Annotated in this window: 21 protein-coding genes, 1 pseudogene and 1 riboswitch; of the genes and pseudogenes, 10 read left to right on the top strand and 12 right to left on the bottom strand. The window is 61.2% G+C overall.

The window, feature by feature from the left end; translation table 11 throughout:
* Positions 1–21: 21 nt before the first annotated feature.
* The 3 genes from GUY40_RS17300 to tkt form a co-directional block, all read right to left on the bottom strand.
* Positions 22–1,185: a phosphoglycerate kinase gene (locus GUY40_RS17300; protein WP_166570128.1), complete on the bottom strand. Its 1,164-nt coding sequence runs from the start codon at positions 1,183–1,185 to the stop codon at positions 22–24.
* A 20-nt stretch (positions 1,186–1,205) separates the two neighbouring features.
* Complete coding sequence (epd, locus tag GUY40_RS17295; RefSeq protein WP_166570127.1) at positions 1,206–2,267, bottom strand: erythrose-4-phosphate dehydrogenase; 1,062 nt, start codon at positions 2,265–2,267, stop codon at positions 1,206–1,208.
* Between the two features lie 167 nt (positions 2,268–2,434).
* Positions 2,435–4,432: a transketolase gene (gene tkt, locus GUY40_RS17290; protein ID WP_166570126.1), complete on the bottom strand. Its 1,998-nt coding sequence runs from the start codon at positions 4,430–4,432 to the stop codon at positions 2,435–2,437.
* Positions 4,433–4,679: 247 nt separating this feature from the next.
* On the opposite strand from tkt, the gene GUY40_RS17285 reads away from it, so the two are divergent.
* Together GUY40_RS17285 and metK are read left to right on the top strand one after the other, a co-directional pair.
* Positions 4,680–5,675 (top strand): metalloregulator ArsR/SmtB family transcription factor, encoded by a 996-nt coding sequence (locus GUY40_RS17285; RefSeq protein ID WP_166570125.1) that lies wholly within the window; start codon positions 4,680–4,682, stop codon positions 5,673–5,675.
* 18 nt (positions 5,676–5,693) lie between these two features.
* Positions 5,694–6,884: a methionine adenosyltransferase gene (metK, locus tag GUY40_RS17280; protein WP_166570124.1), complete on the top strand. Its 1,191-nt coding sequence runs from the start codon at positions 5,694–5,696 to the stop codon at positions 6,882–6,884.
* A 72-nt stretch (positions 6,885–6,956) separates the two neighbouring features.
* Here the strand turns inward: metK and GUY40_RS17275 are convergent, their stop codons facing one another.
* Both GUY40_RS17275 and GUY40_RS17270 read right to left on the bottom strand, forming a co-directional pair.
* Complete coding sequence (locus GUY40_RS17275) at positions 6,957–7,610, bottom strand: DUF2931 family protein (protein WP_166570123.1); 654 nt, start codon at positions 7,608–7,610, stop codon at positions 6,957–6,959.
* On the bottom strand, positions 7,610–9,457 hold the full coding sequence (locus GUY40_RS17270; RefSeq protein WP_166570122.1) for a PAAR domain-containing protein: 1,848 nt from the start codon (positions 9,455–9,457) through the stop codon (positions 7,610–7,612). The genes GUY40_RS17275 and GUY40_RS17270 overlap by 1 nt, the downstream gene beginning before the upstream one ends.
* A gap of 112 nt (positions 9,458–9,569) precedes the next feature.
* Between GUY40_RS17270 and GUY40_RS17265 the strand changes: the two are divergent.
* The 3 genes and pseudogenes from GUY40_RS17265 to GUY40_RS17255 all read left to right on the top strand — a co-directional run.
* Positions 9,570–9,852: pseudogene (locus GUY40_RS17265) on the top strand (2-oxo acid dehydrogenase subunit E2); the annotation flags it as partial.
* Between the two features lie 657 nt (positions 9,853–10,509).
* Positions 10,510–12,186 carry an NAD-dependent DNA ligase LigB gene (gene ligB / locus GUY40_RS17260; RefSeq protein WP_166570121.1) on the top strand — a complete coding sequence of 559 codons (1,677 nt, stop codon included), beginning with the start codon at positions 10,510–10,512 and terminating at the stop codon, positions 12,184–12,186.
* Positions 12,187–12,304: 118 nt separating this feature from the next.
* Positions 12,305–12,700, top strand: coding sequence for a DUF1090 domain-containing protein (locus GUY40_RS17255; protein WP_166570120.1), 396 nt, complete (start codon positions 12,305–12,307; stop codon positions 12,698–12,700).
* A 12-nt stretch (positions 12,701–12,712) separates the two neighbouring features.
* Here GUY40_RS17255 and GUY40_RS17250 read toward each other — a convergent pair whose 3' ends face one another.
* Positions 12,713–13,162 (bottom strand): cytochrome c, encoded by a 450-nt coding sequence (locus tag GUY40_RS17250; RefSeq protein WP_166570119.1) that lies wholly within the window; start codon positions 13,160–13,162, stop codon positions 12,713–12,715.
* A 123-nt stretch (positions 13,163–13,285) separates the two neighbouring features.
* Between GUY40_RS17250 and GUY40_RS17245 the strand changes: the two genes are divergently transcribed.
* The gene (locus tag GUY40_RS17245) at positions 13,286–14,443 is read left to right on the top strand and encodes a murein transglycosylase A (RefSeq protein ID WP_166570118.1); all 1,158 of its coding nucleotides are present in this window, start codon (positions 13,286–13,288) and stop codon (positions 14,441–14,443) included.
* 89 nt (positions 14,444–14,532) lie between these two features.
* On the opposite strand, the gene GUY40_RS17240 is transcribed toward GUY40_RS17245, so the two are convergent.
* The 3 genes from GUY40_RS17240 to GUY40_RS17230 form a co-directional block, all read right to left on the bottom strand.
* On the bottom strand, positions 14,533–14,916 hold the full coding sequence (locus GUY40_RS17240) for an MAPEG family protein (protein WP_166570117.1): 384 nt from the start codon (positions 14,914–14,916) through the stop codon (positions 14,533–14,535).
* A gap of 27 nt (positions 14,917–14,943) precedes the next feature.
* Positions 14,944–15,777: an EamA family transporter gene (locus GUY40_RS17235; protein WP_166570116.1), complete on the bottom strand. Its 834-nt coding sequence runs from the start codon at positions 15,775–15,777 to the stop codon at positions 14,944–14,946.
* Positions 15,778–15,920: 143 nt separating this feature from the next.
* Positions 15,921–16,316, bottom strand: a complete 396-nt coding sequence (locus GUY40_RS17230) for an acyl-CoA thioesterase (protein ID WP_166570115.1) — start codon at positions 16,314–16,316, stop codon at positions 15,921–15,923.
* Positions 16,317–16,472: 156 nt separating this feature from the next.
* Positions 16,473–16,578, top strand: a riboswitch (S-adenosyl-L-homocysteine riboswitch).
* A 21-nt stretch (positions 16,579–16,599) separates the two neighbouring features.
* Between GUY40_RS17230 and ahcY the strand changes: the two genes are divergently transcribed.
* From ahcY to GUY40_RS17210, 4 genes are all read left to right on the top strand, one after another.
* A complete protein-coding gene (gene ahcY, locus GUY40_RS17225) occupies positions 16,600–18,009 on the top strand; it encodes an adenosylhomocysteinase (RefSeq protein ID WP_166570114.1) in 1,410 nt (469 codons plus the stop codon).
* Positions 18,010–18,308: 299 nt separating this feature from the next.
* Complete coding sequence (gene metF / locus GUY40_RS17220; RefSeq protein WP_166570113.1) at positions 18,309–19,154, top strand: methylenetetrahydrofolate reductase [NAD(P)H]; 846 nt, start codon at positions 18,309–18,311, stop codon at positions 19,152–19,154.
* Positions 19,155–19,409: 255 nt separating this feature from the next.
* Positions 19,410–20,240, top strand: a complete 831-nt coding sequence (locus GUY40_RS17215; RefSeq protein ID WP_166570112.1) for an ABC transporter substrate-binding protein — start codon at positions 19,410–19,412, stop codon at positions 20,238–20,240.
* A gap of 220 nt (positions 20,241–20,460) precedes the next feature.
* A complete protein-coding gene (locus tag GUY40_RS17210) occupies positions 20,461–22,323 on the top strand; it encodes a DEAD/DEAH box helicase (RefSeq protein WP_166570111.1) in 1,863 nt (620 codons plus the stop codon).
* A 62-nt stretch (positions 22,324–22,385) separates the two neighbouring features.
* On the opposite strand, the gene GUY40_RS17205 is transcribed toward GUY40_RS17210, so the two are convergent.
* The 3 genes from GUY40_RS17205 to GUY40_RS17195 form a co-directional block, all read right to left on the bottom strand.
* Positions 22,386–22,964 (bottom strand): YceI family protein, encoded by a 579-nt coding sequence (locus GUY40_RS17205; protein ID WP_166570110.1) that lies wholly within the window; start codon positions 22,962–22,964, stop codon positions 22,386–22,388.
* Between the two features lie 32 nt (positions 22,965–22,996).
* Entirely contained in the window at positions 22,997–23,548 is a 552-nt protein-coding gene (locus GUY40_RS17200; protein WP_166570109.1) for a cytochrome b, read from the bottom strand.
* A 321-nt stretch (positions 23,549–23,869) separates the two neighbouring features.
* Complete coding sequence (locus GUY40_RS17195) at positions 23,870–25,660, bottom strand: flavin monoamine oxidase family protein (RefSeq protein WP_166570108.1); 1,791 nt, start codon at positions 25,658–25,660, stop codon at positions 23,870–23,872.
* Between the last annotated feature and the right edge of the window lie 65 nt (positions 25,661–25,725).

Raw genomic sequence — 25,725 nt, 5'->3', positions numbered from 1 at the left:
CTTTGCCGTGGGTCGATCGAATCAGGCCTTGGCCCGTTGTTCCAGAACTTCAACAGCCGGCAGCACCTTGCCTTCGACGAACTCGAGGAACGCACCACCACCGGTGGAAATATAGGAAATGTCGGACGACACGCCGTATTTGTCGATGGCCGCCAGGGTGTCGCCACCGCCAGCAATGGAGAACGCGGAACTATCGGCAATGGCCTTGGCCAAGGTCTTGGTGCCGTTGCCGAACTGGTCGAATTCGAACACGCCGACCGGGCCGTTCCACAGGATAGTCTTGGACGACTTCAACAGTTCGGCGAACTGCTCTGCGGTTTGCGGGCCGATGTCCAGGATCATGTCGTCATCGGCCACATCAGCGACCAGCTTGACGGTCGCCGCAGCGCTTTCAGCGAATTCCTTGGCAACCACCACGTCAACCGGCAGCGGCACGTTGACCTTGGCAGCAATGGCCTTGGCGGTTTCGACCAGATCCGGCTCGTACAGGGACTTGCCGACTTTATGACCGGCAGCGGCCAGGAAGGTGTTGGCGATGCCGCCGCCGACGATCAGCAGATCGCAGATCTGGCTCAGGCTGTTGAGCACATCCAGCTTGGTCGACACCTTGGAGCCGGCAACGATCGCGGCCATTGGCTTGGCCGGGGCACCCAGGGCCTTGCCCAGTGCATCCAGCTCGGCGGCCAGCAGCGGGCCTGCGGCAGCAACCTTGGCGAACTTGGCCACGCCGTGGGTCGAACCTTCGGCGCGGTGAGCGGTGCCGAAGGCATCCATCACGAACACGTCGCACAGCGCAGCGTATTGCCGGGCCAGTTCGTCGGCGTTCTTTTTCTCGCCCTTGTTGAAGCGCACGTTCTCGAACAGAACGATGTCACCTGCCTTGACCTCGACACCGTTCAGGTAGTCGGCCACCAGTGGAACGTCACGGCCCAGGGCCTTGCTCAGGTAGTCAGCGACGGGCTTGAGGCTGTTCTCGGCACTGAACTCGCCTTCAACAGGACGGCCCAGGTGCGAGCACACCATTACCGCCGCGCCTTTTTCCAGCGCCAGCTTGATGGTCGGCAGCGAAGCAAGAATCCGCGCATCGCTGGTCACCACACCGTCCTTCACAGGCACGTTGAGGTCTTCGCGAATCAATACGCGCTTACCTTGCAGATCGAGGTCGGTCATCTTCAACACGGTCATAATGCAGTCCTTCGGGGCCGTTACGGTTTTTGCAAGCTGGGTTGATGAATGACGTGCAGATAGTGCTCTGCTACGTCGAGCATGCGGTTGGCGAAACCCCATTCGTTGTCGAACCAGGCCAGCAGGTTCACCAGCCGAGGGCCGGAGACCAGTGTTTGGCTCGCATCGACGATTGCCGAATGTGGGTCATGATTAAAGTCACAACTGGCGTGTGGCAACTCAGTGTAGGCCAGCAAGCCCTTTAGCGGGCCACTGGCGGCCGCCTCGCGGAGCACCCGGTTGACTTCGACCGCGTCAGTGTCGCGGGCGGTCTGCAGGGTGATGTCCAGGCACGAGACGTTCACGGTCGGCACACGTACCGCTTTGGCCTGAATTCGCCCGGCAAGTTCCGGAAGCAGTCGTTCGATGCCACGCGCCAGACCAGTGGACACCGGAATCACCGACTGGAAGGCCGAACGCGTGCGGCGCAGGTCCTCGTGGTGATAGGCATCGATCACCGGTTGATCGTTCATCGCCGAGTGGATGGTGGTGATCGACACGTACTCCAGGCCAAAGGCCCGGTCGAGCACGCGCAACAGCGGTACGCCGCAGTTGGTGGTGCAGGATGCGTTGGAGACCAGCCGCTCCTGGCCAGTCAGGCAATCCTGGTTAATGCCGTAGACGATGGTGGCATCCACGTCGGCCTCGCTGGCCATGGGCTGCGAGAACAGCACCCGTGGAGCACCGGCATCAAGAAAACGCTGGCCATCTTCGCGGGTGTGGTAGGCGCCGGAGCATTCCAGCACCAGGTCAACACCCAGGGCGGCCCAGTCGATGCCTTCGGGGGTGGCGCTGCGCAAGACTTTGATGGAGTCGCCATTGATATGCAGGCAGTCACCCTCGATTCGCACCTCGCCGGGGAACCGGCCATGGGTGGAGTCGAAGCGTGTCAGGTATTCGAGGCTGGCCTGATCGGCCAGATCATTGAGCGCGACAATTTCAAACCCGGCCTTCGCCCCGCGCTCGACCAACGCACGCAAGACACAACGACCGATGCGGCCGTAGCCGTTCAGAGCAACTTTGTAGGGACGCGGTTGGGGCATTGGGGGTCTCGATTACCGGTGTAACACTTCAGGATTGTGGTGTCTGTGATATCGCCATCGCGGGCAAGCCTTGCTCCCACATTCCCCGCTCCACATCTGTGGGGTGGCTTTTGTGGGAGCAAGGCTTGCCCGCGATGACAATGGACCAGACGACACAAGGTCCGGACTTAGTCTTCCAGCAGTTCTTCAGCCTGACCCAGGATGTTCTCCAGGGTGAAACCGAACTCTTCGAACAGCGCCGAAGCAGGTGCCGACTCGCCAAAGGTGGTCATGCCGATGACGCGGCCTTCCAGGCCCACGTACTTGTACCAGTAGTCGGCGTGGGCTGCTTCGATGGCAATCCGCGCACTGACCTGCAGCGGCAGGACCGACTGCTTGTAGCCCGCGTCCTGGGCATCGAACACCGAAGTGCAGGGCATGGAAACCACGCGCACCTTGCGGCCTTGCTCGGTCAGTTTGTCAAAGGCCTGAACGGCCAGACCGACTTCCGAACCGGTTGCGATCAGGATCAGCTCCGGCTCGCCAGCACAGTCCTTGAGTACGTAGCCGCCGCGGGCGATGTCGCCCAGCTGCAGCGCGTTACGGCTCTGGTGCGTCAGGTTCTGGCGGGAGAACACCAATGCCGACGGACCGTCGTCACGTTCGATAGCGTACTTCCAGGCCACGGCCGATTCGACCGCGTCGCATGGACGCCAGGTGTCGAGATTCGGCGTGCAGCGCAGGCTGGCCAGTTGCTCGATTGGCTGGTGAGTCGGGCCGTCTTCGCCCAGACCGATGGAGTCGTGGGTGAACACATAGAGCACGCGCTTCTTGATCAATGCGGACATGCGCACGGCGTTGCTGGCGTACTCCATGAAGATCAGGAAGGTTGCGCCGTACGGTACGAAACCACCGTGCAGGGCCACGCCGTTCATGATCGCGCTCATGCCGAACTCGCGCACGCCGTAGAACATGTAGTTGCCGCTGGCGTCTGTAGCGCTGACGCCCTTGCAACCTTTCCACAGGGTCAGGTTGGAACCGGCCAGGTCAGCCGAACCGCCGAGGAATTCCGGCAGCAGCGGGCCGAATGCGTTCAGGGCATTCTGGCTGGCTTTGCGGCTGGCGATGTTTTCGCCCTTGGCCGCGACTTCAGCGATGTAAGCGTCGGCTTTTTCCGAGAAGTCGGCCGGCAGGTCGCCGCTCAGGCGACGAACCAGCTCGTTGGCCAGCTCAGGGAAGGCCGCGGAGTAGGCCGCAAAACGCTGGTCCCACTCGGCCTCGGCGGCAGCGCCGGCTTCCTTGGCGTTCCACTCGGCATAGATATCGGCCGGGACTTCGAACGGGCCGTGGTGCCAATTCAACGCTTCACGGGCCAGGGCGATTTCCGCGTCACCCAGCGGCGCACCGTGGCAGTCTTCCTTGCCCTGCTTGTTGGGCGAGCCGAAGCCGATGATGGTCTTGCAGCAGATCAGCGTCGGCCGATCGCTCTTGCGCGCGGTTTCGATGGCGGTCTTGATTTCGTCGGCGTCATGGCCGTCGACATTGCGGATCACCTGCCAGTTGTAGGCTTCGAAACGCTTTGGCGTGTCATCGGTGAACCAGCCTTCGACTTCGCCATCGATGGAGATGCCGTTGTCATCATAGAAGGCGATCAGCTTGCCCAGACCCAGGGTACCGGCCAGGGAACTGACTTCGTGGGAAATGCCTTCCATCATGCAACCATCACCCAGGAACACATAGGTGTGGTGATCGACGATGTTGTGGCCTTCGCGGTTGAACTGGGCCGCCAGCACCTTTTCCGCAAGGGCGAAGCCCACGGCGTTGGCCAGACCCTGACCCAGGGGACCTGTGGTGGTCTCGACACCCGGGGTATAGCCGTATTCCGGGTGGCCCGGGGTACGGCTGTGCAGCTGACGGAAGTTTTTCAGGTCGTCGATCGACAGGTCGTAACCGGTCAGATGCAGCAACGAATAGATCAACATCGAGCCGTGACCGTTGGACATGATGAAACGGTCACGGTCGGCGAACGCCGGGTTGCCTGGGTTGTGCTTGAGGTAGTCACGCCAAAGTACTTCGGCGATATCCGCCATGCCCATCGGGGCACCCGGATGGCCGCTGTTGGCTTTTTGCACGGCATCCATGCTGAGGGCACGAATGGCGTTGGCACGCTCACGACGGCTGGGCATCGCTTATCTCCTGGGGCTTAAAAGTAGTACGACAGAAAAAAGACGCGCATTTTCGCCCACTCCGAGCCCTCTGGGCAATGACGGATAGTCGCAGGCGCACTATTTTCCTGCACCGATGGCGCGAATCACCAAATTGTCTGTGATTTGGACCGTCCGACAGCAGATTCGGCTCCGTCCATCGTGCAATATCAAAAAGTTTTGATATTGCCCTTGCGGGTCAGGCGCCCCCTCACTAGACTGCCGCCCCATGAACCTGCGCGTACCCTCGATTGGCCACGAACACAGCGATCAGCTGGCTGCCCTGTGCAAGGCCGGCGGCGACCCGCTGCGGCTCAATGTGCTGCGCGTACTGGCCAGCGATTCGTATGGCGTACTGGAGTTGGCGCAGATTTTTGCCATTGGTCAGTCCGGCATGAGCCACCACCTCAAGGTCCTGGCCCAGGCCGAGCTGGTGGCAACGCGCCGTGAAGGCAATGCGATTTTCTACCGCCGTGCGCTGCCCGACACCGTCAATCTGGGCGGCAAGCTGCACACGGCGTTGCTCGAAGAAGTCGACGGCCTGCACCTGCCACTGGACGTGCTGGCCCGCATCGGCCAGGTCCAGCAGCAACGCGCCGCGGCCAGCCAGGATTTCTTCTCGCGGGTCGAGGAAAAATTCCGTGCTCAGCAAGACCTGATCGCCGGATTGCCGCAGTACCGCGAAAGCCTGCTGGCGCTGCTCGACAAGCTGAGCTTCGGCCCTGAGGCTTGCGCCCTGGAAGTCGGCCCCGGTGACGGCGGCTTTCTGCCGGAGCTGGCGCGCCGCTTCAATCAGGTCTGGGCCATGGACAACAGCCCGGAGATGCTTGAACTGGCCCGGCAGGTCTGCCAGCGCGAAGCATTGACAAACGTCACCCTGCAACTGGCCGACGCACTGGGCGAGTTGCAATTGCAGGCCGATTGCGTGGTGTTGAACATGGTCCTGCACCATTTCAGCGCACCGGACCAGGCCCTGCGCCAGCTGGCCAACCGGGTCAAACCCGGCGGCAGCCTGCTGGTCACCGAGTTGTGCAGCCACGACCAGAGCTGGGCCCGACAGGCCTGTGGAGATCTCTGGCTGGGGTTTGAACAGGAAGATCTGGCCCGTTGGGCCACAGCCGCCGGACTGATTCCCGGTGACAGCCTTTATGTGGGCTTGCGTAACGGTTTCCAGATACAGGTTCGCCATTTCCGGCGGACGGCTGGCGACACTCACCATCGGTAAATTTAGGAACCCGTCGAGATGAGCGAATATTCCCTTTTCACCTCCGAGTCCGTGTCCGAAGGGCATCCAGACAAAATCGCCGACCAGATTTCTGATGCGGTGCTGGACGCCATCATCGCGCAAGACAAATTCGCCCGCGTCGCCTGCGAAACCCTGGTGAAAACCGGTGTCGCGATCATCGCTGGCGAAGTCACCACATCGGCTTGGGTCGATCTGGAAGAAATCGTTCGTAAAGTCATCGTCGACATCGGCTACAACAGCTCCGACGTCGGCTTCGACGGCGCGACTTGCGCGGTGATGAACATCATCGGCAAGCAGTCGGTCGACATCGCCCAGGGCGTGGACCGCAGCAAGCCTGAAGATCAGGGCGCCGGCGACCAGGGCCTGATGTTCGGCTACGCCAGCAACGAAACCGACGTGCTGATGCCAGCGCCGATCTGCTTCTCGCACCGCCTGGTCGAGCGTCAGGCCGAAGCGCGCAAGTCCGGCCTGCTGCCATGGCTGCGCCCGGATGCCAAGTCCCAGGTCACCTGCCGTTACGAGAATGGCCGCGTTGTCGGGATCGACGCCGTTGTTCTGTCGACCCAGCACAACCCGGAAGTGTCCCAGAAAGACCTGCGTGAAGCCGTCATGGAGCTGATCGTCAAGCACACCCTGCCTGCCGAACTGCTGCACAAGGACACCCAGTTCCACATCAACCCGACCGGTAACTTCATCATCGGTGGCCCGGTGGGCGACTGCGGCCTGACCGGTCGCAAGATCATTGTCGACACCTACGGCGGCATGGCCCGTCACGGTGGCGGTGCCTTCTCCGGTAAAGACCCGTCGAAGGTTGACCGTTCGGCGGCCTACGCCGGCCGCTACGTGGCCAAGAACATCGTTGCCGCGGGCCTGGCCGAGCGTTGCGAGATCCAGGTTTCCTACGCCATCGGTGTTGCTCAGCCGACGTCGATCTCGTTGAACACCTTCGGCACCGGCAAGCTGTCCGATGACAAGATCATCCAGCTGGTGCGCGAGCACTTTGACCTGCGCCCGTACGCGATCACCACCATGCTCGACCTGCTGCACCCGATGTACCAGGCGACCGCTGCCTACGGCCACTTCGGTCGTACCCCGGTTGAAGTGACTGTTGGCGACGACACCTTCACCACCTTCACCTGGGAACGCACCGACCGCGTCGAAGCACTGCGCGCATCGGCTGGCCTGTAACAGGCTGCTGCTGCTGAAAAAGCCCCGACCGGGTGACTGGTCGGGGCTTTATTTTTGGTTTGGAGAAAAGGACTACCAACTGCCGTAGGGAATGCCGAAGCGCTCGATATAGCGCCTGGATCTTTCGCTGACCGGGTAGGCGTAGCGGCCTTCGTTCTTGCCCAGGAAGGGGCCCAGCGGTACCACATCGCCTTCCGCACGCGCGATTTTGATCGGCTTATAGCACTCATCAAAAGTCCAGGCCTGGACAATACCGCCGGGGGCAAGCCCCAGCGTCAGACTGGCGTAATACGGCGACTCTCTATCTGGATAGTTGGGACATCGTCTGGATGTGGTTTTTTTCATGATTTGCCGTGCTTCGTCCGGGATTTCGACCCAGGCATCGTAAGTTTGCGGTTCGGCCAAGGACTGCCAGCGCACATAAATACGCTGTGGGAGCTCCGCTCCAGTTACGAGGTGGCTCTTAGCCCCGAACCCGGACCAGTCCGTTGCAGACACCCCCTCTCTTTTCGGCTCGCCTCCATGTAAGCCACCGCCGCGACGATGAAACACCCTGTTCGAGGTATCAACGACCGCACTGTGCTCCACATAAGCGTGCATGTAGAAAGGCGCGGTAAATTTCAGATCCCACCAAGGTGAATGGGGATCTCGCTCTGCCGATAATGGGTCCAATACCCGACAGCCAGTACTCAGTAGAATACTCACCAATATAAGTAGTGCTCGCATCACCAGTACCCTCCCACGGGTGCATGCGGATGAAGTACGCGTTTGGAGTTCTTGCTGGGGGCATTAACGTAGAGCAGCAGCCCTGTGCGAGGTTTACTCCCCTGTAAAGCAGTGGGTGGGTTCCAATGAGCAGAGGCGTGAATGTAGCGGAGCTTGAGCAGGTGCGCTTCTTGCGAGGTCATACGATATTCACCTCGCACAAGGCGCTCGCAGTAGGGGCGAAGCTCGTCTGGAATGATGAGATCTGGATCTTCGGATATGTCCACGAAGGGTACCCCTTTCTGTTTCGCCAACGCATGCATCACCCTCAAATACACCCTCGACAGCTCGCCTTGGACTTGGCGCCTGAGTTCAAGACCGACAAATACCTGCTTTTGGCGAATGCCCAGCCGGTCCTGCGAATCAACTGGCAAAAGCTTCGAAGCCGGCGTGACTATCTCAAGCATCTCGGCGGGCCAACCTGCGGCGCGATATTCGTCATAAGCCCGAAGGGCGAATTTGTAGATGCTGGTATGTTCCAGCGGCGTATCAACGCTTACTGACTCTGCCAACATCGGCGATATCAGCACCCGCTCCTCTGCGCTCGCGTGGTAACCGCCGCCTATATCCGAATGCACGCCAGGAAACACAAGTTCCTCATGGTCGGGGCCGACCCGATTCAGTGCGAAGTTCACGCGAACTTCATCACGAGCGACCAGATGCACCACATTCGGGAACCGATTACGCGGCAGGTGAAGATTTATCCCTGGCGCATGAGGACTGCGGACATAACCGAAATTGGTCCAGCCGCCAACCGAAGCAACGGTGTCGAACAGGCCAATGAAACCGACTTCAAGATCGCGCTGGTAATCAACTTCGAATGATTGAGTGAACGCCATCTTATTATTTTTCAATACCGCTTGCAGCGGCCCATTTCCGCCGAGGGCGATTTCATTGGCGAAGTGGCGAGCGGCAGCAGCACCTCGGCTGAACCCAAAGATATCAAAAATCAGATGACTAATTTTGCATGACGGATTTTTCCCCTTAAACGTTTTAACTTCAGTGCTAACTCGCGCAATGGCATGCTCCACACGGCCCGCAACGCCAGTCTTACCGCGCCCCATAGCGGCTCCCAGCAGACTGTCCTTTTCGCCTGCCACAGTACCAATGCCACCAACATAAATGGATAGGAAGCCCTGCGCCCCACCCTCTTCAACCTTATCTAGTGCGTAGTACAGGTCACTCAACTTCTTGATATTCGTCACATCATTCCCATAACTGCTGTCCGGATCGCTCATATAGGGCTTGCACACAACAGCCGCCTCATCAGCCGACACCGCCATCTCCGAGTTGCACTGCGCTCCCAACATCGAGTTAGTGGCGTTATTCCCCGTCCCATCGAAGAACACCCCAATGCGCAGGGTAACCGCTACCACCGCCTCATCTTCCATCTCGACTTCTTCCTCTTCCTCCTCGTATTCCTCTGTTTGCATCGAATCGCGATAAGTCCTGCCAGGTCGGAGCACCGCAGGTGGACTCAATGCCCGATCCTCGCCTGACGAATGCCCCGCAGCCCGCACCGTCGCACCCTCGATAGAAGAAATACGCTGGCTGGAGACCAGACGATGGCTACCCGGTGCACAGCCGCAAGCGACTTCATGCCCGTCATGCGCGGCAGGCTGACCGTCGATGATCCAATAGGGGTTGCCTTCGATGATTTGCCCTTCAAGCCCACACGCCGGGCAGAAGACCGGCGTGCCGAGTACCGCCACGGGAACATTCTCGATGATGTACAGCGGCGACCCGCTCAGCACTTTGCCGCCGGTCGTGGTGGTATCACCCTGGATAACGAAATAACACGTAGCCATGCCGACCTCCTTCTCACAATGGAAGGGAGCATGGGACGGCTAATCCGACTGGGGGCGAAAGCAGACCGATCTGCAAGAAACGAAGAAATATCCGAAAACGCTGTGTCGGCGGGATGGCCTGCTGGTACCGGTCATCAAGAACGTCGACCAGAAGAGCCTGCTGCAACTGGCTGGCGAAGCGGCGGCCCTGGCTGAAAAAGCCCGGACCAAAAAGCTGTCGGCTGACGACATGCAAGGCGCTTGCTTCACCATTTCCAGCCTCGGCCACATTGGCGGCGCTGGCGATCCTGGGTGTCTCCAAGGCAACCATCCAGCCGGTCTGGGACGGCAAAGCCTTCCAGCCGAAGCTGATGCTGCCCCTGTCGCTGTCGCTGTCCTACGATATCCGCACCATGCTGCTGTAATGCTGTGCTGGCTCCCTGCCCTGCGGGGAGCCACGCCACACCGTTTTCGAGCTGCCACGCTCGTACCTCAACCCCGCCTAGGCGGGGCTTTTTTTGCGTGCGCCACCGCGATCTCCCGCCCTACAAGCAAGGCTGACAACCCCAATCTCACAGGCCATGGCACGTTGCAACAAATGTGGGAGCGGATTTATCCGCGAAGCGCCGCGCGGGCGGCGCTCGATTTCGGCAGCGCCGGAAAACCCCAGGCAAGCGCTTGGAAGCCTTGATACGGTCCTCAGGCAACCCTCTTCATTCTGATGGAGGAGGCGAGGGGGCCTGCCAGCAGATCGCAAGAGCCGTGGGAGGTGCCTACCTTGGTTTTTCCATTGTTCTTGAGATCGAGCGCCGCCCGCGCGGCGCATCGCGGATAAATCCGCTCCTACATTTGTTGCAACGTGCCATGGCCTGTGAGACTGGGGTTGTCAGTCTTGCTTGTAGGGCGTGAGATCGCGGTGGTGCAGGGGCCGCTGCGCGCCCCATCGCGGCTAAAGCCGGCTCCTACCGGAGGGAGAGGGTGTGCATACATATCTGCTCACCAAGTTCCAGCGCACCATCGCGCTTCCATTTCTAGGCTACGAGTTCCCTCTTCGTCGAGTAAGGACACTCGCCATGCCAAGACCCTGGATCGGTCTGCTGTTGCTCTGCTGGATACTCACCGCCCAGGCCGCTCACTGCCCAAACTGGTCAGCACCCCAGGCCCGGCAGGAAATCACCCGGCTCAGCGAGCGCCTGAGCGAATGGGACGACCATTACCATCGCCTTGGCATTTCGCTGATCCCCGACGAGCTCTACGACCAGAACCGCACACGACTCACCACCTGGCTGCGTTGCTTTCCGGATACCGGCCAGGTGCCGCCCGAACCCCTGAAGACAGCGGCTGGCCCTATCCCGCACCCCTTCGCCCACACCGGTTTGAAAAAGCTTGAAAACGCCAAGGCCGTCGAAGACTGGCTGCGTCATCGTAGCGAGGTCTGGATTCAGCCCAAGGTCGATGGCGTGGCCGTCACCGCGATTTATCGCAGTGGCCGGCTGACGCAACTCATCAGCCGCGGCAATGGTCGCCACGGCCATGACTGGAGCACTCACATCCCCACCCTCTCAGGCGTTAATCGAGAGCTGCCGCAAGCGCTCGATCTGGTCCTGCAGGGTGAGCTGTACTTGCAGCTGGACAGTCATGTCCAGGCCGAGGCTGGCGGGCTCAATGCACGCAGCAAAGTAGCCGGACTGATGGCGCGCAAACAGCTGACAAATGACGAGGGTGCGACGCTGGGCCTGTTCATCTGGGGTTGGCCGCAGGGCCCTGAAACCCAGCTCGAGCGCCTGCAACGAATGGAGCAATTGGGCTTCGTCGAACCCGTACTGTTCAGCATCAAGGTCGACGATCTGTTTGAAGCGGCAAGGTGGCGCGATCGCTGGTACCGCTCACCCCTGCCCTTTGCCACCGACGGCGTGGTGTTGCGCGAAAGCCGTCGTCCGCCCGCCGAGCGCTGGCGGGCCGCTGCGCCGTACTGGATCGCGGCCTGGAAGTACCCGTTCGCGCAGGCGCAAACACGGGTCCGCGAGGTTCAGTTCAATGTCGGGCGTACCGGTCGGATCACGCCGATGCTGACCGTGGAGCCGGTACAGTTGGATGACCGCCAGGTTCGCCAGATCAGCCTCGGTTCGCTTAAACGCTGGCAACAGCTGGATATCCGCCCGGGCGATCAAGTCAGCATCAGCCTGGCCGGCGCCACCATCCCACGGCTGGATACGGTGCTCGAGCGCCGCGAACCCCGGCCCGAGATCAAGCCGCCCCAGGCTGGCACTTACCATGCCTTGAGCTGCTGGGAACCGAGCGCCGGGTGCGAAGGCCAGTTCCTCGCCCGCCTGAACTGGCTGGGCGGCAAACAGGGCCTGGCGATCCCCCACGTCGGGCCGGGCACCTGGCAAACCCTGATCGACAGCGGCCGGATCAAAGGGTTGGCTGATTGGGTCAGGCTCGAAGTCGATGACCTGATAGACATTCCCGGCATCGGTGCGCTGACCCGTACGACGCTGGCAGACGGGTTTCGCAATACTCGGCAACAACCTTTCCAGCGTTGGCTGACCGCGCTGGGTGTGCCGGCCCCACGGGGGCTCGATCTCGGTAACTCGTGGTCTACACTGGCTGCGCGTACGCCGCTGCAGTGGCAGGCTGAACCAGGTATAGGCCCGGGGCGCGCCACACAATTGGTGGCATTTTTTCGCGACCCTCAAGTTATTCGGCTTAGCGAACAATTACGCCGTGCCCAAATCGAGGGTTTCTAATTTTGCGTTATCCCGGCACCATCTCCACCAGAGACGCCAATCCAGCAGGAGCGGCCGAATGAACAACCGCAAGTGCCACGCCCCCCCATGAGCGTGGCCTTGTCAGTATGGAGCCACCATGACCCTGTTTCCCCGCCTTGCCTTGATTGCCGCCTGTGGGCTGCTGGCCATGCATGTGTCTGCCGCCGAAGAACAACCCGGCCTGACCGGGTGCGCCGCCAAGCGCCAGGCCATCAGCACGCAACTCGAGCAAGCGCGTGCCCACGGCAACAGCGAACAGCAGGCTGGCCTGGAGAAGGCCCTCAGCGAAGTCACCGCCAACTGCACTGACGCCTCCCTGAAAAAGGAGCGTGAAAACAAGGTGCTCGAGGCTCGCCACGAAGTCGGCAAGCGTCAGGCGGACCTGGACAAGGCGATGAAAAAAGGCGACGCCGAGAGGATCAACAAGCGCAAGGACAAACTCGCCGAGTCGCGCAAGGAGCTGCAACAGGCACTGGACGAGCTGGACAAGTAAGCCGTAGCTGGCTCAATGGTCGCGAAACTCCTGGTGGCAGGCCTTGCAGCTGTCTTCGACCTTCTGCATGGGCGCCGCCAGCGCGCTGGCCTTGAGCGGCTGGCCGCGGGACGCAATCACCAACTCACCGGTGGTCGACTCCAGCGCCTGGGCCAGTGCTTGAAAGCGCGCCTGCTTCTGCCAGACGTCGGCCTTGGCACTGGTATGATCGGCCTCTTGCACCTGCGGGAAATGCTTCCACGGCTCGCGAGACAAACTGTCCAGCTTGACCGCGCCATCGGCGAATGTCTGCCCGTCGAAGGCCAGCCGCCCACGCAGCATGCCACCCAGGTCTTCGCTGGTCTTGAGCATCTGCTTGAAGATGGCCTTGCGTTGCCCCAGCGGCGAATTGGGATCGACTCCGCCGCAGGCGGTGAGGGTCAGGCAGGCCAGCAAAAGGATGGAAAGTCTTTTCAAGGTCATGATGGCGTCTGTTTCATGAATCGGCCGCCAGTATCCCCGTGTCACCCCTAAAGACCAATAGCCTTATTAATATCAAGGGCTGCACGCGGTAGACAGCCGCCAGCCCGGCGAGGAACCACGCCCATGAATACCCCGATGCGCCGCCTGCTCTGGGCTGCCCCGATCATCGCCTTGCTCGCTGGCTGCAATGGCGGCGATGACAAACCTGCCACCCACGCCATCGCCACCTACAAGCAAGGGGCCTGGGCAGATTTGCCAGCCGTTGCCGACAACGACCTGATGGCCGGCTTCGGCGCCTGGCGCAGTGCCTGTGCCCGCTTGAAGAGCGACCCGATCTGGGCCGCGCCCTGCAGCGCGGCGGCGGGCGTGCCGGAAACACCGGCGGCGATTCGCGACTTCCTCAAATCGCAACTTCAGGTCTACGGCCTGCAATCGGCCGAAGGCAACGCCAACGGCTTGATCACGGGTTACTACGAGCCGGTCTACAAGGGCAGTTTGAGCGCCACAACCGAGGCGTCGGTGCCGGTCTACGGCGTGCCGGACGACCTGGTGGTGGTCGCCCTCGACAGCGTTTATCCGGAACTCAAGGGCAAGCGCCTGCGTGGTCGGCTCGAAGGCCGCACGCTCAAGCCTTACGACGACGCAGCCGCCATCAACAGCAACGGTGTGAAGGCGCCGGTACTGGCCTGGTTGACCGACCCGATGGACCTGCAATTCCTGCAAATCCAGGGCTCGGGCCGCATCCAGCTCGACAGCGGCCGCCAGTTGCGCATCGGCTATGCCGACCAGAACGGCCACCCCTACCGCCCGATCGGCCGCTGGCTGGTGGAGCAAGGGCAGTTGAAGAAAGAAGAAGTGACCATGGGCAAGATCCATGACTGGGCGACCGCCAACCCGAGCCGGGTTCCGGAGCTGCTGGCCAGCAACCCGAGCTACGTATTTTTCAGCACCCGCCCGGACAGCAACGAAGGCCCGCGCGGTTCGTTGAACGTGCCGCTGACCGCCGGTTACAGCGTGGCGATCGATCGCAAGGTGATCCCACTGGGCAGCCTGTTGTGGCTATCCACCACCCGGCCTGACGGCAGCAGCCTGGTTCGCCCGGTGGCGGCTCAGGACACCGGCGGCGCCATCACCGGCGAAGTGCGTGCGGACCTGTTCTGGGGCACCGGCCACGCCGCTGGCGAATTGGCGGGCAACATGAAGCAGCAGGGGCAGATCTGGATGCTGTGGCCCAAAGGTGCAGCGTTGCCGCAGGTGGCGCAGGTGGCGGCCAATCCCTGAGTGAGCCGCTGCGACCTGCCCTCACCCTAACCCTTTCCCTCAGGGAGAGGGGACTGGTTTGTGGTGTATCGGGGTTGAATGCGCGGCCGTCAGATCGAGACGACGAAAAAACTGACAATCAACCCCAACCCCACAAACCACACCAACGAGCGCAACGTCGCCCAATCAGCCAGGTAGCAGATGATGTACAGCAGGCGGCTGGTGATAAACATTACCGCCAGCACATCCTGAGTCACCTGTTCGGCATTGCCGAGGATATCGGCAATGATCACCGCCGCGATGAACGCCGGGAGGATTTCGAAGCTGTTCAGCTGCGCCGCGTGGGCACGCTTGGGAAAACCCTGTAGTCCTTCCAGAAAGGTGCGCGGGTCGTGGTTCTGGCGCAGGCCGAACCCACCGCCAAGCTTGGCGGTCAGGGCGCACACATAGGGCAGAAACAGAGCGATCAGCACACACCAGAAGGCAACGGTCATCAGAAGATTCCTTTTTCGATTGGGGGGTTAAAGCTTCATGATCAGCATGCCGACCAGCACCAAACCACACGCCAGGAGCCGTGGCCGGCCAAAGGGTTCTTTGAGGTAGCGCATGCCCATCAGCACCACCAGAATCACGCTGACCTCGCGCAATGCCGCCGCTTCTGCGACCGAGCCCAGCTGCATGGCCCACAGCACCAGCGCATAGCTGAACAGCACGCAAAAGCCGACGCCGAGCCCCAGACGCCACTGGGTTTTCCAGAACAAAACGAACGGATTGCGCCGCGCGACCACCGCCAGCAGCGGGTAAGGCCAGGCGCTGATCAGGGTCAGCCAGACCAGGTAATCCAGCGGCTGCGACCAGCGCCGGATGGCCTGGCCATCGAGCCAGGTGTAACAGCCGATGCACAGGCCGATCAGCGCCACCACCGGTAGCATCGACCAGGGCAAGCGATCACCGCCTCCGCCCTGCCAGAGCAGGCAAAGCATGCCGAACGGGATCAACAGAATGCCGATGATCTGCGTAGTGGTGAGCACTTCGCCGGCAAAAATCAGCGTCAGCGCCAGCACCACCAACGGCGACAGCCCGCGCATCAAGGGATAGACCAGCCCAAGGTCACCGACCCGATACGCCTGGATCAGCAAGTAGCGATACAGTAATTCGAACGCCGTCGAGGCCAGCATCCACGGCCAGATTTCCTGCGGTGGCACCTGAACAAAGGCCACCATGCAGACCGCAAACAGCAGCGCCACCGCGTCCATGCTGGCGATCACCAGCAGGCGCTCGGCGCTGAATTTGATCAGGGTATTCCAGGTCGCATGCAAAAGTGCCGCGACCAGCACAAGCCCGGTTGCTTCCACGCCACAATCCTTAGTGAAATCGGTCAAAAGCCATCAAGGGGTTTCGAACTCTACCGATCTTTTTTGCTGCTGGCTGCAACGACGTGGACTTGGGCGCATCGCATTGGCCGACGGGTGCGCGGTGTTTCAGAACCCGCCTGACATCAAGCTTCGATGTCGAACTGGTCCTTGATGTACTTGATTTCAGTTCGACCATGAGGGGCCGGCAAGCCATCCTCACCGAGGTTCACAAACACCATTTTGTCGACGGTAAGGATGCTCTTGCGGGTGATCTTGTTGCGCACTTCGCACATCAGAGTGATCGATGTGCGGCCGAATTCGGTGGCGGTGATGCCCAGCTCGATGATGTCACCCTGGCGCGAGGCGCTGACGAAGTTGATTTCCGAGATGTACTTGGTCACCACCCGCTGGTTGCCCAACTGAACAATGGCATAGATGGCCGCTTCTTCATCGATCCAGCGCAGCAGGCTGCCGCCGAACAGCGTGCCGTTGGGGTTAAGGTCTTCAGGCTTGACCCATTTTCGGGTATGAAAATTCATGTTCACTCCTGACCAGCTTTACCATTGATGCCCTGAATAATGGCAGACGTTGGGCTATCGCTCCATTGGTCATCGACTATGGTCTGAAAACGCAGGCGCGGCTATAATCGGCACCGTTTCAAAACGGTCATCACCACTTGATACCGTTCCCGCCACCTGTCCGAGGGGCGCTGCAGCAGGTCAGACCTGTCAGGCTCGGATGGGGCGTTGTCCGCTCAGGCTTGCCTGGCGGGCCTCAAACGCACAACGGCGCCCATTCGCACACTACGAATGGAGGCTCTTCATGAGCGCTGTAAACACGCCTGCAGGTTTTACCGATTACAAAGTCGCCGACATGTCCCTGGCCGCCTGGGGCCGTCGCGAAACCATCATCGCCGAATCGGAAATGCCTGCGCTGATGGGCCTGCGCCGCAAATACGCAGGTGAGCAACCGCTCAAGGGCGCGAAGATCCTTGGCTGCATCCACATGACCATTCAGACCGCCGTGCTGATCGAAACCCTGGTTGCCCTGGGTGCCGAAGTGCGCTGGTCGTCCTGCAACATTTTCTCCACCCAGGACCAGGCCGCTGCCGCCATCGCTGCTGCCGGCATCCCTGTGTTTGCCTGGAAAGGCGAGACCGAAGAAGAGTACGAGTGGTGCATCGAGCAGACCATCCTCAAGGACGGTCAGCCATGGGACGCCAACATGGTGCTGGACGACGGCGGTGACCTGACCGAAATCCTGCACAAGAAATACCCGGCCATGCTGGAAAAGATCCACGGCGTGACCGAAGAAACCACCACTGGCGTGCACCGCCTGCTGGACATGCTGGCCAAGGGTGAGCTGAAAATCCCGGCCATCAACGTCAACGACTCGGTGACCAAGAGCAAGAACGACAACAAGTACGGTTGCCGTCACAGCCTGAACGATGCCATCAAGCGTGGTACCGACCACCTGCTGTCCGGCAAGCAAGCGCTGGTTATCGGCTACGGTGACGTGGGCAAGGGCTCGGCCCAGTCCCTGCGCCAGGAAGGCATGATCGTCAAGGTCACCGAAGTTGACCCGATCTGCGCCATGCAGGCTTGCATGGACGGTTTCGAAGTGGTTTCGCCTTTCAAGGGCGGCATCAACGACGGCACCGAAGCCAGCATCGACGCGGCCCTGCTGGGCAAGATCGACCTGATCGTCACCACCACCGGTAACGTCAACGTCTGCGACGCCAACATGCTCAAAGCGCTGAAGAAGCGTGCCGTTGTCTGCAACATCGGCCACTTCGACAACGAAATCGACACCGCTTTCATGCGCAAGAACTGGGCATGGGAAGAGGTCAAGCCGCAGGTCCACAAGATCCACCGCACCGGCGCTGGCGATTTCGACCCGCACAACGACGACTACCTGATCCTGCTGGCCGAAGGCCGTCTGGTCAACCTGGGCAACGCCACTGGCCACCCGAGCCGGATCATGGACGGCTCCTTCGCCAACCAGGTGCTGGCGCAGATCCACCTGTTCGCCCAGAAGTACGCCGACCTGTCGGCTGCCGACAAGGCCGAGCGCCTGACCGTAGAAGTGCTGCCCAAGAAGCTGGACGAAGAAGTGGCCCTGGAAATGGTCCGCGGCTTCGGCGGCGTGGTCACTCAGCTGACCCCGAAACAGGCCGAGTACATCGGCGTGACCGTGGAAGGCCCGTTCAAGCCGAACGCCTACCGCTACTGATCGGTTGCTTTCTGTGTAGGAGCAAGGCTTGCCCCAATGCCGGTCAGTTAAGGCGAGATCCATGTGGGAGCGGATTTATCCGCGAATGAAGGCACCGCGCAATGCCAGAAAAACCGCGGTGAATGGATTCGCGGATAAATCCGCTCCCACAGAGTCTGTGCTTAACTGACCGGCATTGGGGCTTGCCCGCGATGGGGCGCGCAGCGGCCCCAGGGTCTGCGTCGACCCCATCGCCGGCAAGCCGTGCTTCCTACACACAAAAGCAAGCATTCGGCCTTTGAGCTTCCAAGGATACGACCATGTCTCAAGAACGTCGCTACAGCTTCGAGTTCTTCCCAACCAAGACCGACGCTGGCCACGAAAAACTGCTCGCCACTGCCCGCCAGCTGGCCAGCTACAACCCCGACTTCTTCTCCTGCACCTACGGTGCCGGTGGTTCGACCCGCGACCGCACGCTCAACACCGTGCTGCAGCTGGAGAGCGAAGTGAAAATCCCGGCTGCTCCGCACTTGTCGTGCGTGGGTGACAGCAAGGCCGACCTGCGCGCCCTGCTGGCCGAGTACAAGGCTGCCGGCATCCGCCGCATCGTTGCCCTGCGCGGCGACTTGCCGTCGGGCATGGGCATAGCCAGCGGCGAGCTGCGCCACGCCAACGACCTGGTCAGCTTCATTCGTGAAGAGACCGGCGATCACTTCCATATCGAAGTGGCTGCCTACCCGGAAATGCACCCCCAGGCCCGCAACTTCGAAGACGACATCAACAATTTCGTCCGCAAGGCCCAGGCTGGCGCCAACAGCGCGATCACCCAGTACTTCTTCAACGCCGACAGCTATTTCTACTTCCTGGAGCGCGTGCAGAAGCTGGGTATTGATATTCCGGTTGTACCGGGGATCATGCCGATCACCAACTACAGCAAGCTGGCCCGCTTCTCCGATGCCTGCGGTGCGGAAATCCCGCGCTGGATCCGCAAGCAGCTGGAAGCCTACGGCGATGACGTGAAGAGCATCCAGGCCTTTGGTGAGCACGTCATTACCGAAATGTGCGAGCAACTGCTGCAAGGCGGCGCACCGGGGCTGCATTTCTACACCTTGAACCAGGCGGAACCGAGCCTGGCGATCTGGAACAACCTCAAGCTGCCGCGCTGACCTGCTGTAGGTAGGAGCAAGGCTCGCCTGCGATGGGGCGCGCAGCGGCCCTGGTTTCTGCGTCGGCCCCATCGCAGGCAAGCCTTGCTCCTACAGTCGAATTCAGCAGGTAGATTTGGGGGTCGTCAGCCACCTGAAGCCCCGGCATTTTGCCGGGGCTTTTTTGTGAGCCCCCTCCGGCAGTTAACGCTTCTATCTCATCCTTTACGTTTCACCACTGGTTTTTTACCGGCGGCTCGGCGTACTCTCAGACTCATGCCTGTTCTCTTCCGGTTTCTGACAGCGTTGCTCTTCGTGTGTCTGAGCGCTACTGCTCAGGCCGAAAAACTGCGCATTGTCACCGAACCCTGGGCGCCCTATGTCTACCTGGAGGACGGCAAGCCCAAAGGCATCGACTATGAGGTGACCGCCCTGGTGTTCGAACGCCTGGGGATCGAAGTCGAATGGCAGTTCCTGCCGTGGCGACGTTGCCTGGCCATGCTCGAAACCGGCCAGGCGGACGGCGTGCTCGATATTTTCCGTACCGCCCAGCGCGAAGATCAGCTCTACTACCCCAGCGAGCCGCTCTCGGACGTGGAGTTCGCCCTGTTTCAGGCCAATGATCGCCCTCACCGCGTCGACCGCCTGGAGGACTTGCGCGGGCTCACCGTCGGCACCTCGCCGGGGTACACCTACAGCCAGGCCTTTCGAGAGTCGACCCTGTTCAAGCGCGAGCCGGCGCCCACCCACGAAGCCAACTTCGGCAAGCTCGAACGCGGCCGGATCGATCTGTTGATTACCGACCGCCGCGTCGGCCGCCTGGCAATCAAGACCCTGGGGCTTGAAGGCCGGATCAGCGAACTGCCCATCGTCATGAGCCGGGAAAAACAATACCTGGCCGTGCGCCGTAATGTCGGCATGGACCTGCTGGCCCAGCGCTTCGCCGCCGAGCTCAAGCGGTTCAAGCGCGAGCCGGCCTACGCCACGCTCAATGCCCGTTATTTTGGTGGCGAACTCAGCGACCTCGACGCACAAGCCCCTGCTCCAGCGCACGAGGCTGAAACCCTCGGCAAAACCGTTGAGCAGCGGGAAAGCAGCGCACGTTGATTGCTCTGTTATACTCCAGCCTTCCCGCCAGGCTTACGCCCGGACGCCCCGTCTTGCAAAAGGCATCCCGACCCGCTGAAACGTAGGCCTTCGCCCATTCAGCCGCCTCGGTTGCGCATTGAAGACCCGGCTGGACCGGACGCGACAGCATACCCATGCGTTCGTCGCGCCAGGCACGATCATCCCATCGGGCAAAGCCCTAACTAGAACAGGATTTCCCATGTCCTTTGCTTCCCTCGGTCTCTCCGAGGCTCTAGTCCGCGCTATCGAGGCAGCGGGCTACACCCAGCCCACTCCAGTGCAACAGCGGGCGATTCCCGCCGTGTTGCAAGGTCGCGACTTGATGGTCGCGGCGCAGACAGGTACCGGCAAAACAGGCGGTTTCGCGCTTCCGATCCTCGAACGTCTGTTCCCCAACGGCCATCCGGACAAATCCCAGCGTCACGGCCCGCGTCAACCACGCGTGCTGGTACTGACCCCAACCCGCGAACTGGCCGCCCAGGTGCATGACAGCTTCAAGGTCTACGCCCGCGACCTGAACTTCGTCAGCGCCTGCATTTTCGGCGGTGTCGGCATGAACCCGCAGGTACAGGCCATGTCCCGCGGCGTCGACGTGCTGGTCGCCTGCCCGGGGCGTCTGCTGGACCTGGCCGGCCAGGGCAGCGTCGATCTGGCCCACGTTGAAATCCTGGTGCTCGACGAAGCCGACCGCATGCTCGACATGGGCTTTATTCACGACGTGAAAAAAGTCCTCGCGCGCCTCCCGAGCAAGCGTCAGAACCTGCTGTTTTCGGCAACTTTCTCCAAAGACATCACCGACCTTGCCGACAAGCTGCTGCACAACCCCGAGCGCATCGAAGTCACGCCGCCGAACACCACGGTCGAGCGTATCGAGCAACGCGTTTATCGTCTGCAAGCCAGCCACAAGCGTGCCCTGCTGGCGCACCTGATCACCCAGGGTGCCTGGGAACAGGTGCTGGTGTTCACCCGCACCAAGCACGGCGCCAACCGCCTGGCCGAGTACCTTGAAAAGCACGGCCTGACCGCCGCCGCCATTCACGGCAACAAGAGCCAGAACGCGCGGACCAAAGCCCTGGCCGACTTCAAGGCCAATAACGTGCGCATCATGGTCGCCACCGACATTGCTGCCCGCGGCCTGGACATCGATCAGCTGCCGCACGTGGTCAACTTCGAACTGCCGAACGTCGAAGAAGACTATGTGCACCGCATTGGCCGTACCGGCCGTGCCGGTCGCAGCGGCGAGGCGATCTCGCTGGTGGCCCCGGACGAAGATAAACTGCTCAAGAGCATCGAGCGCGTCACCCGGCAAAAAATTGCGGATGGCGACTGGATGGGCTTCGACGCTTCTGCCGTCGAGGCTGAAAAGCCCGAAGTGCGCGAGCGCCCTGCCGCCAACCCGCGTAACAGCCGCACCCCTCGGGGTGAAGGCGCCGCTGCCAATGCTGGCGGTCGCAAGGACAAAGGGAAAGACAAAGGCAAGGAGAAACCAGCCGCAGCCGCTCGCCCGGAGCGCCAGGGTCGAGAAAAAAAGCCTCGTCCAGCCAGGACCGCACAAGCCAGCGCACCCGCTACGCCGCAAAACCGTGATCCGGAAGAGTTTCTGGATGATGAAGTCGACAACTTTGGTAACCGCGCTGACTACGTAAGCCCGTACCAGAACAAACCGGGCCAGGGCAACCGCAACCGTCGTCCGGGCGCGCCTGCCGCGGCAGGTGGCGCTGCTGCTCCAGGTGCCCGCCCGCAAGGCCGTAGCACCGGCCCGCGCAAGGAAGGCGCAGGTACTGGCGAAGGTGCCAAGCGCAGCGGCCCACGCAGCGGTGGCGGCAGCAGTCAGCCACGTCGCGACGGCGGTGGTGGTGGCGGTGCACGCAACCGGCGCCCGGCGCGTGACGATCAGCCGCGTCAGGAGCCTGCAGTCGCCAACCCGCGATCCGGCCAGAAGCAGCCAAAGATCGTGCACAAGGAATCGAAAGTCGATCGTTTCCCGACGCCCGAGCAACTGGACCAACTGCCAAGTCGTCCGCGTGGTGAAAAGCCGGCCTTGCTGACTCGCAATCGCTGATTTTTCCTCGGCATAACAAAAACGCCGCCCCTCGGGGCGGCGTTTTTGTGGGTGCGTATCGCTTACTTGTTCTGGACGCCTTCGAACGAGATGTCCAGGTCCAGGGTTTGCGAAGCCGAGCCTGGGGCCTTGATGCCGAAGTCGGCCAGTTTGATGGTCGAGGTGCCGTTGAAGCCAGCACGGTAGCCGCCCCATGGATCATCACCTTCGCCATTGAAGGTGGCCTTGACCACGATTGGCTTGGTGACGCCGTGCAAGGTCAGGTCGCCGGTCACGTCAGCAGTTTTCTCGCCGGTGGATTTAACCGAAGTCGACACAAATTTGGCTTCCGGGAATTTGCCGGCGTCGATGAAGTCCTTGCTCTTGATGTGCTTGTCGCGCTCGGCGTGCTGGGTGGTCAGACTCTTGGTCTTGATGATCACTGCAACTTTGCTGGCCTCAGGGGCTTTGGCGTCGAAACTGAAGGTGCCGTCGAAGTCCGCAAAGGTACCGGTGATGAAGCTGAAGCCCAGGTGATTGATCTTGAAGTTGAAGAATGCGTGGTGGCCTTCCTTGTCGATGGTGTAGTCGGCAGCCATCGCCTGGCCAGCCGACAGCAACGCCGTTCCGAGCGCCAGAGCGGCAAGAGTCTTTTTCAACATGCTTTATATTCCTTGGGAGTTGAGGATAAACATCAAGCTTTGCGGCCCAGCATTCGCGTCAGGGTCGCGTCACGGTCGATAAAGTGGTGTTTCAAGGCGGCCAGGGCGTGCAGCAAGGCAAAGATCACCAGGCCCCAGGCCAGATACAGATGAATCTCGCCGGCCACATCGGCCTGATCAGGCAGGTCACTGATCAGTGCTGGAACATCGAACAGGCCAAAGACCGAGATCGGGTCGCCCTCGGCAGTGGAGATCAGGTAACCGGCGATCATCACCGCGAACAGGCCAACGTACAGCAGCCCATGGCCGATCTTGGCGGCCATGCGGGTCAGCGGACCATGATTGGGAGGGGATGGCGGCGGTGGGCTGATGAAGCGCCAGATCACGCGCAATACCATGACCGCCAGCAGAATCAGGCCAATGCCCTTGTGCAAGTCGGGTGCGGTATGGCGCCATGAGCTGTAGTAGTCGAGCCCGACCATCCACCACCCAAGCCCGAACAAACCGAACACCACAAGCGCCACGCCCCAGTGCAGGACAATGCTGACCAGACCGTAACGAGAAGCAGAGTTGCGCAGTTGCATGAGCATCATTTCCTGTAAGAACTGTGTTCAAGACTAACTTTTTAAATATCGAATTAAAGCGGAAAATTTCGCTTTGAAATATCGAGAAATACGAACAGTAGTTTTTTCACACGGTCGTTAAGGAAACATTAACGCAGCATCGGGGCTAGCGCGTCCCAATGGCCGGAGATTCTATATTTGGGGGCAAACCCGAGAAGCTGAGCCGCACACTTGTGGGAGCGAAGCTTGCTCGCGATGCAGGCGCTGCGGTGTACCTGACACCTAGCGGTGATGCCATCGCAGGCAAGCCTTGCTCCTACACAAGGCCGCCAACGCATGGATTTATTGAGCAGTCGTGGTCTTTTTCTTCACAGGCTCTGCCTTGGCGGTGGCCTTCTGGGCTGGAGCCGGATGAGCTGCCGCTTTCTTCGCCGCTTCAGTCTTGGCTGCTGGCTGTTTGACCGGCGGCGCTTTCACCGAAGCTTTTTTCACAGGCTCTGGCTTGGCGGGAGCCGGGGCGGGTGCAACAGCCGGTGCCACCACCGGCGCGACTACAGCAGCCGTCGGGATCACCGGAGCCACAACAGGTGCTTGCGTTTTCGCCACAGGCTTGGCCGCGTCTGCATCGCCACCCCAACCAAACAGCCGCGCGAAGAAGCCAGGTTTGCTGTCTTTGGCGGCTACCGCCGCACCCGCTACCGCTGCACCGGCTGCCGCCGCCGCTGCGACCGGGGCCGCCTTGGCCACGTCAAACGACTTGCCGGCGGCCAGGTCCTGAACCTGGCTGGCAGCACGCTGACCGCTGCGCAGAGCGCCTTCCAGCGTGCCTGGATGCAGGGCGTCGGTATGCTCACCGGCAAAGGTGATGCGTTGCACCGGACGCTCCCACAGGCGCCAGTATTTGCTGATCTGGCCCGGGCCGTAAGCCAGGTAGGCGCCGCCGGTGCCGGCATCGGTGCTGTAACGACGCACCTCGTAACCGGTGAACGCACCGCGAGCTTGCGGGTAAAACGCGTGCAGACGGATCAACACTTGGTCAACCATCTGCTTGTCGCCAAAGGCTTGCAGCAGTCGAGCGTTGTCACCCGACAGGTTGATCACCACGTTGGCGCCGCCCTTGAGCGCTGGCTCGATCCAGAGCATGCCAAGGCCGGCGTTGCTATAGATCTCGCCGGACATCCGCGCACGGCTTTCCCATACCGGGTTCTTGAACTTGAGCATCATCTGGTCACGCCAGCCGTAGTTGGTGCCCTTGATGGCATTCATGTGCTGCGCATCAAGGCCCGGCGTCAACTGGATCCGGCTCAGGGCACGCAGCGGCACCGCCACCACCACGTAATCGGCCTTGTAGTCTGCGGTGCCAACCTTCACGCTCACGCCGTCCTTGTCCTGGCTGATGCTGGATACCGGCGAGCTGGTCTTGATGGTCTTCAGTTGCTTGACGAATGCCTGGGCCAGTACCGGGCTGCCGCCTGGCAGACGGGCGGCGCGCAGGTCACGGTCGTTAACGCCGCGATAAACGCGAGTCTGCTGGGCGAAGTAGAGCAGCGACAGACGCGACGGTTCGTCATAACGGGTGCGAATCTGCTGGTTGATCAGCTGACGCGCGGTCGTAGGCAGCTGCAGTTTGTCCAGCCAGGTCGACACGTTGATCTGGTCAAGGGCGAACAGGGTGCTGTTGGCCTGCGGGTTCAGCGGGTCCTCGATGGAGCGAGCCAAGTCGTCCAGGGTTTTTTCGTAGCGCTTGATCGCTTCGGCCGTGGTCGGCTGCTTGGTCGCCAGGTCCGCGACGGTGAAGTGCTCGCCGTCGATCAGGTAGCTGTGCGTGCGGACGAATTCCGGCGCGGGCAGTGTGGTCAGCTTGAAGGTGTCCAGGTAACGGTTGAGCACCGGCTGGGTCTTGCTGTTGCCGATCCACTCGCTGGTGGCCATGCCCGAACGCCCGCCCATGCCGGGCTTGGCCTCGAGCAGCGTGACCTGCCAGCCCTTGTTCTGCAGTTCATAGGCAGCCGTCAGGCCGGCCAGGCCGCCACCGACGACGATCGCCGTCGGTGGCTTGTCCTTGGCCAGCGCCGACACGCTGAACAGTCCTATCATTACCAGCGCAGACGCGCGCAGCCATCCAGCAGACATTCTAGAGAACTCCGGATCAAAGGCAGAAAATGGAAGTCGTCCCAAAGCCGGGACTGACATGAAGG

Origin of the sequence: Pseudomonas sp. R5(2019) (genome assembly GCF_009905435.1) — a bacterium.
GTDB lineage: Bacteria > Pseudomonadota > Gammaproteobacteria > Pseudomonadales > Pseudomonadaceae > Aquipseudomonas.
The sequence above is the reverse complement of the archived record's forward strand: the minus strand, read 5'-3'. Positions and strand labels throughout refer to the sequence as shown.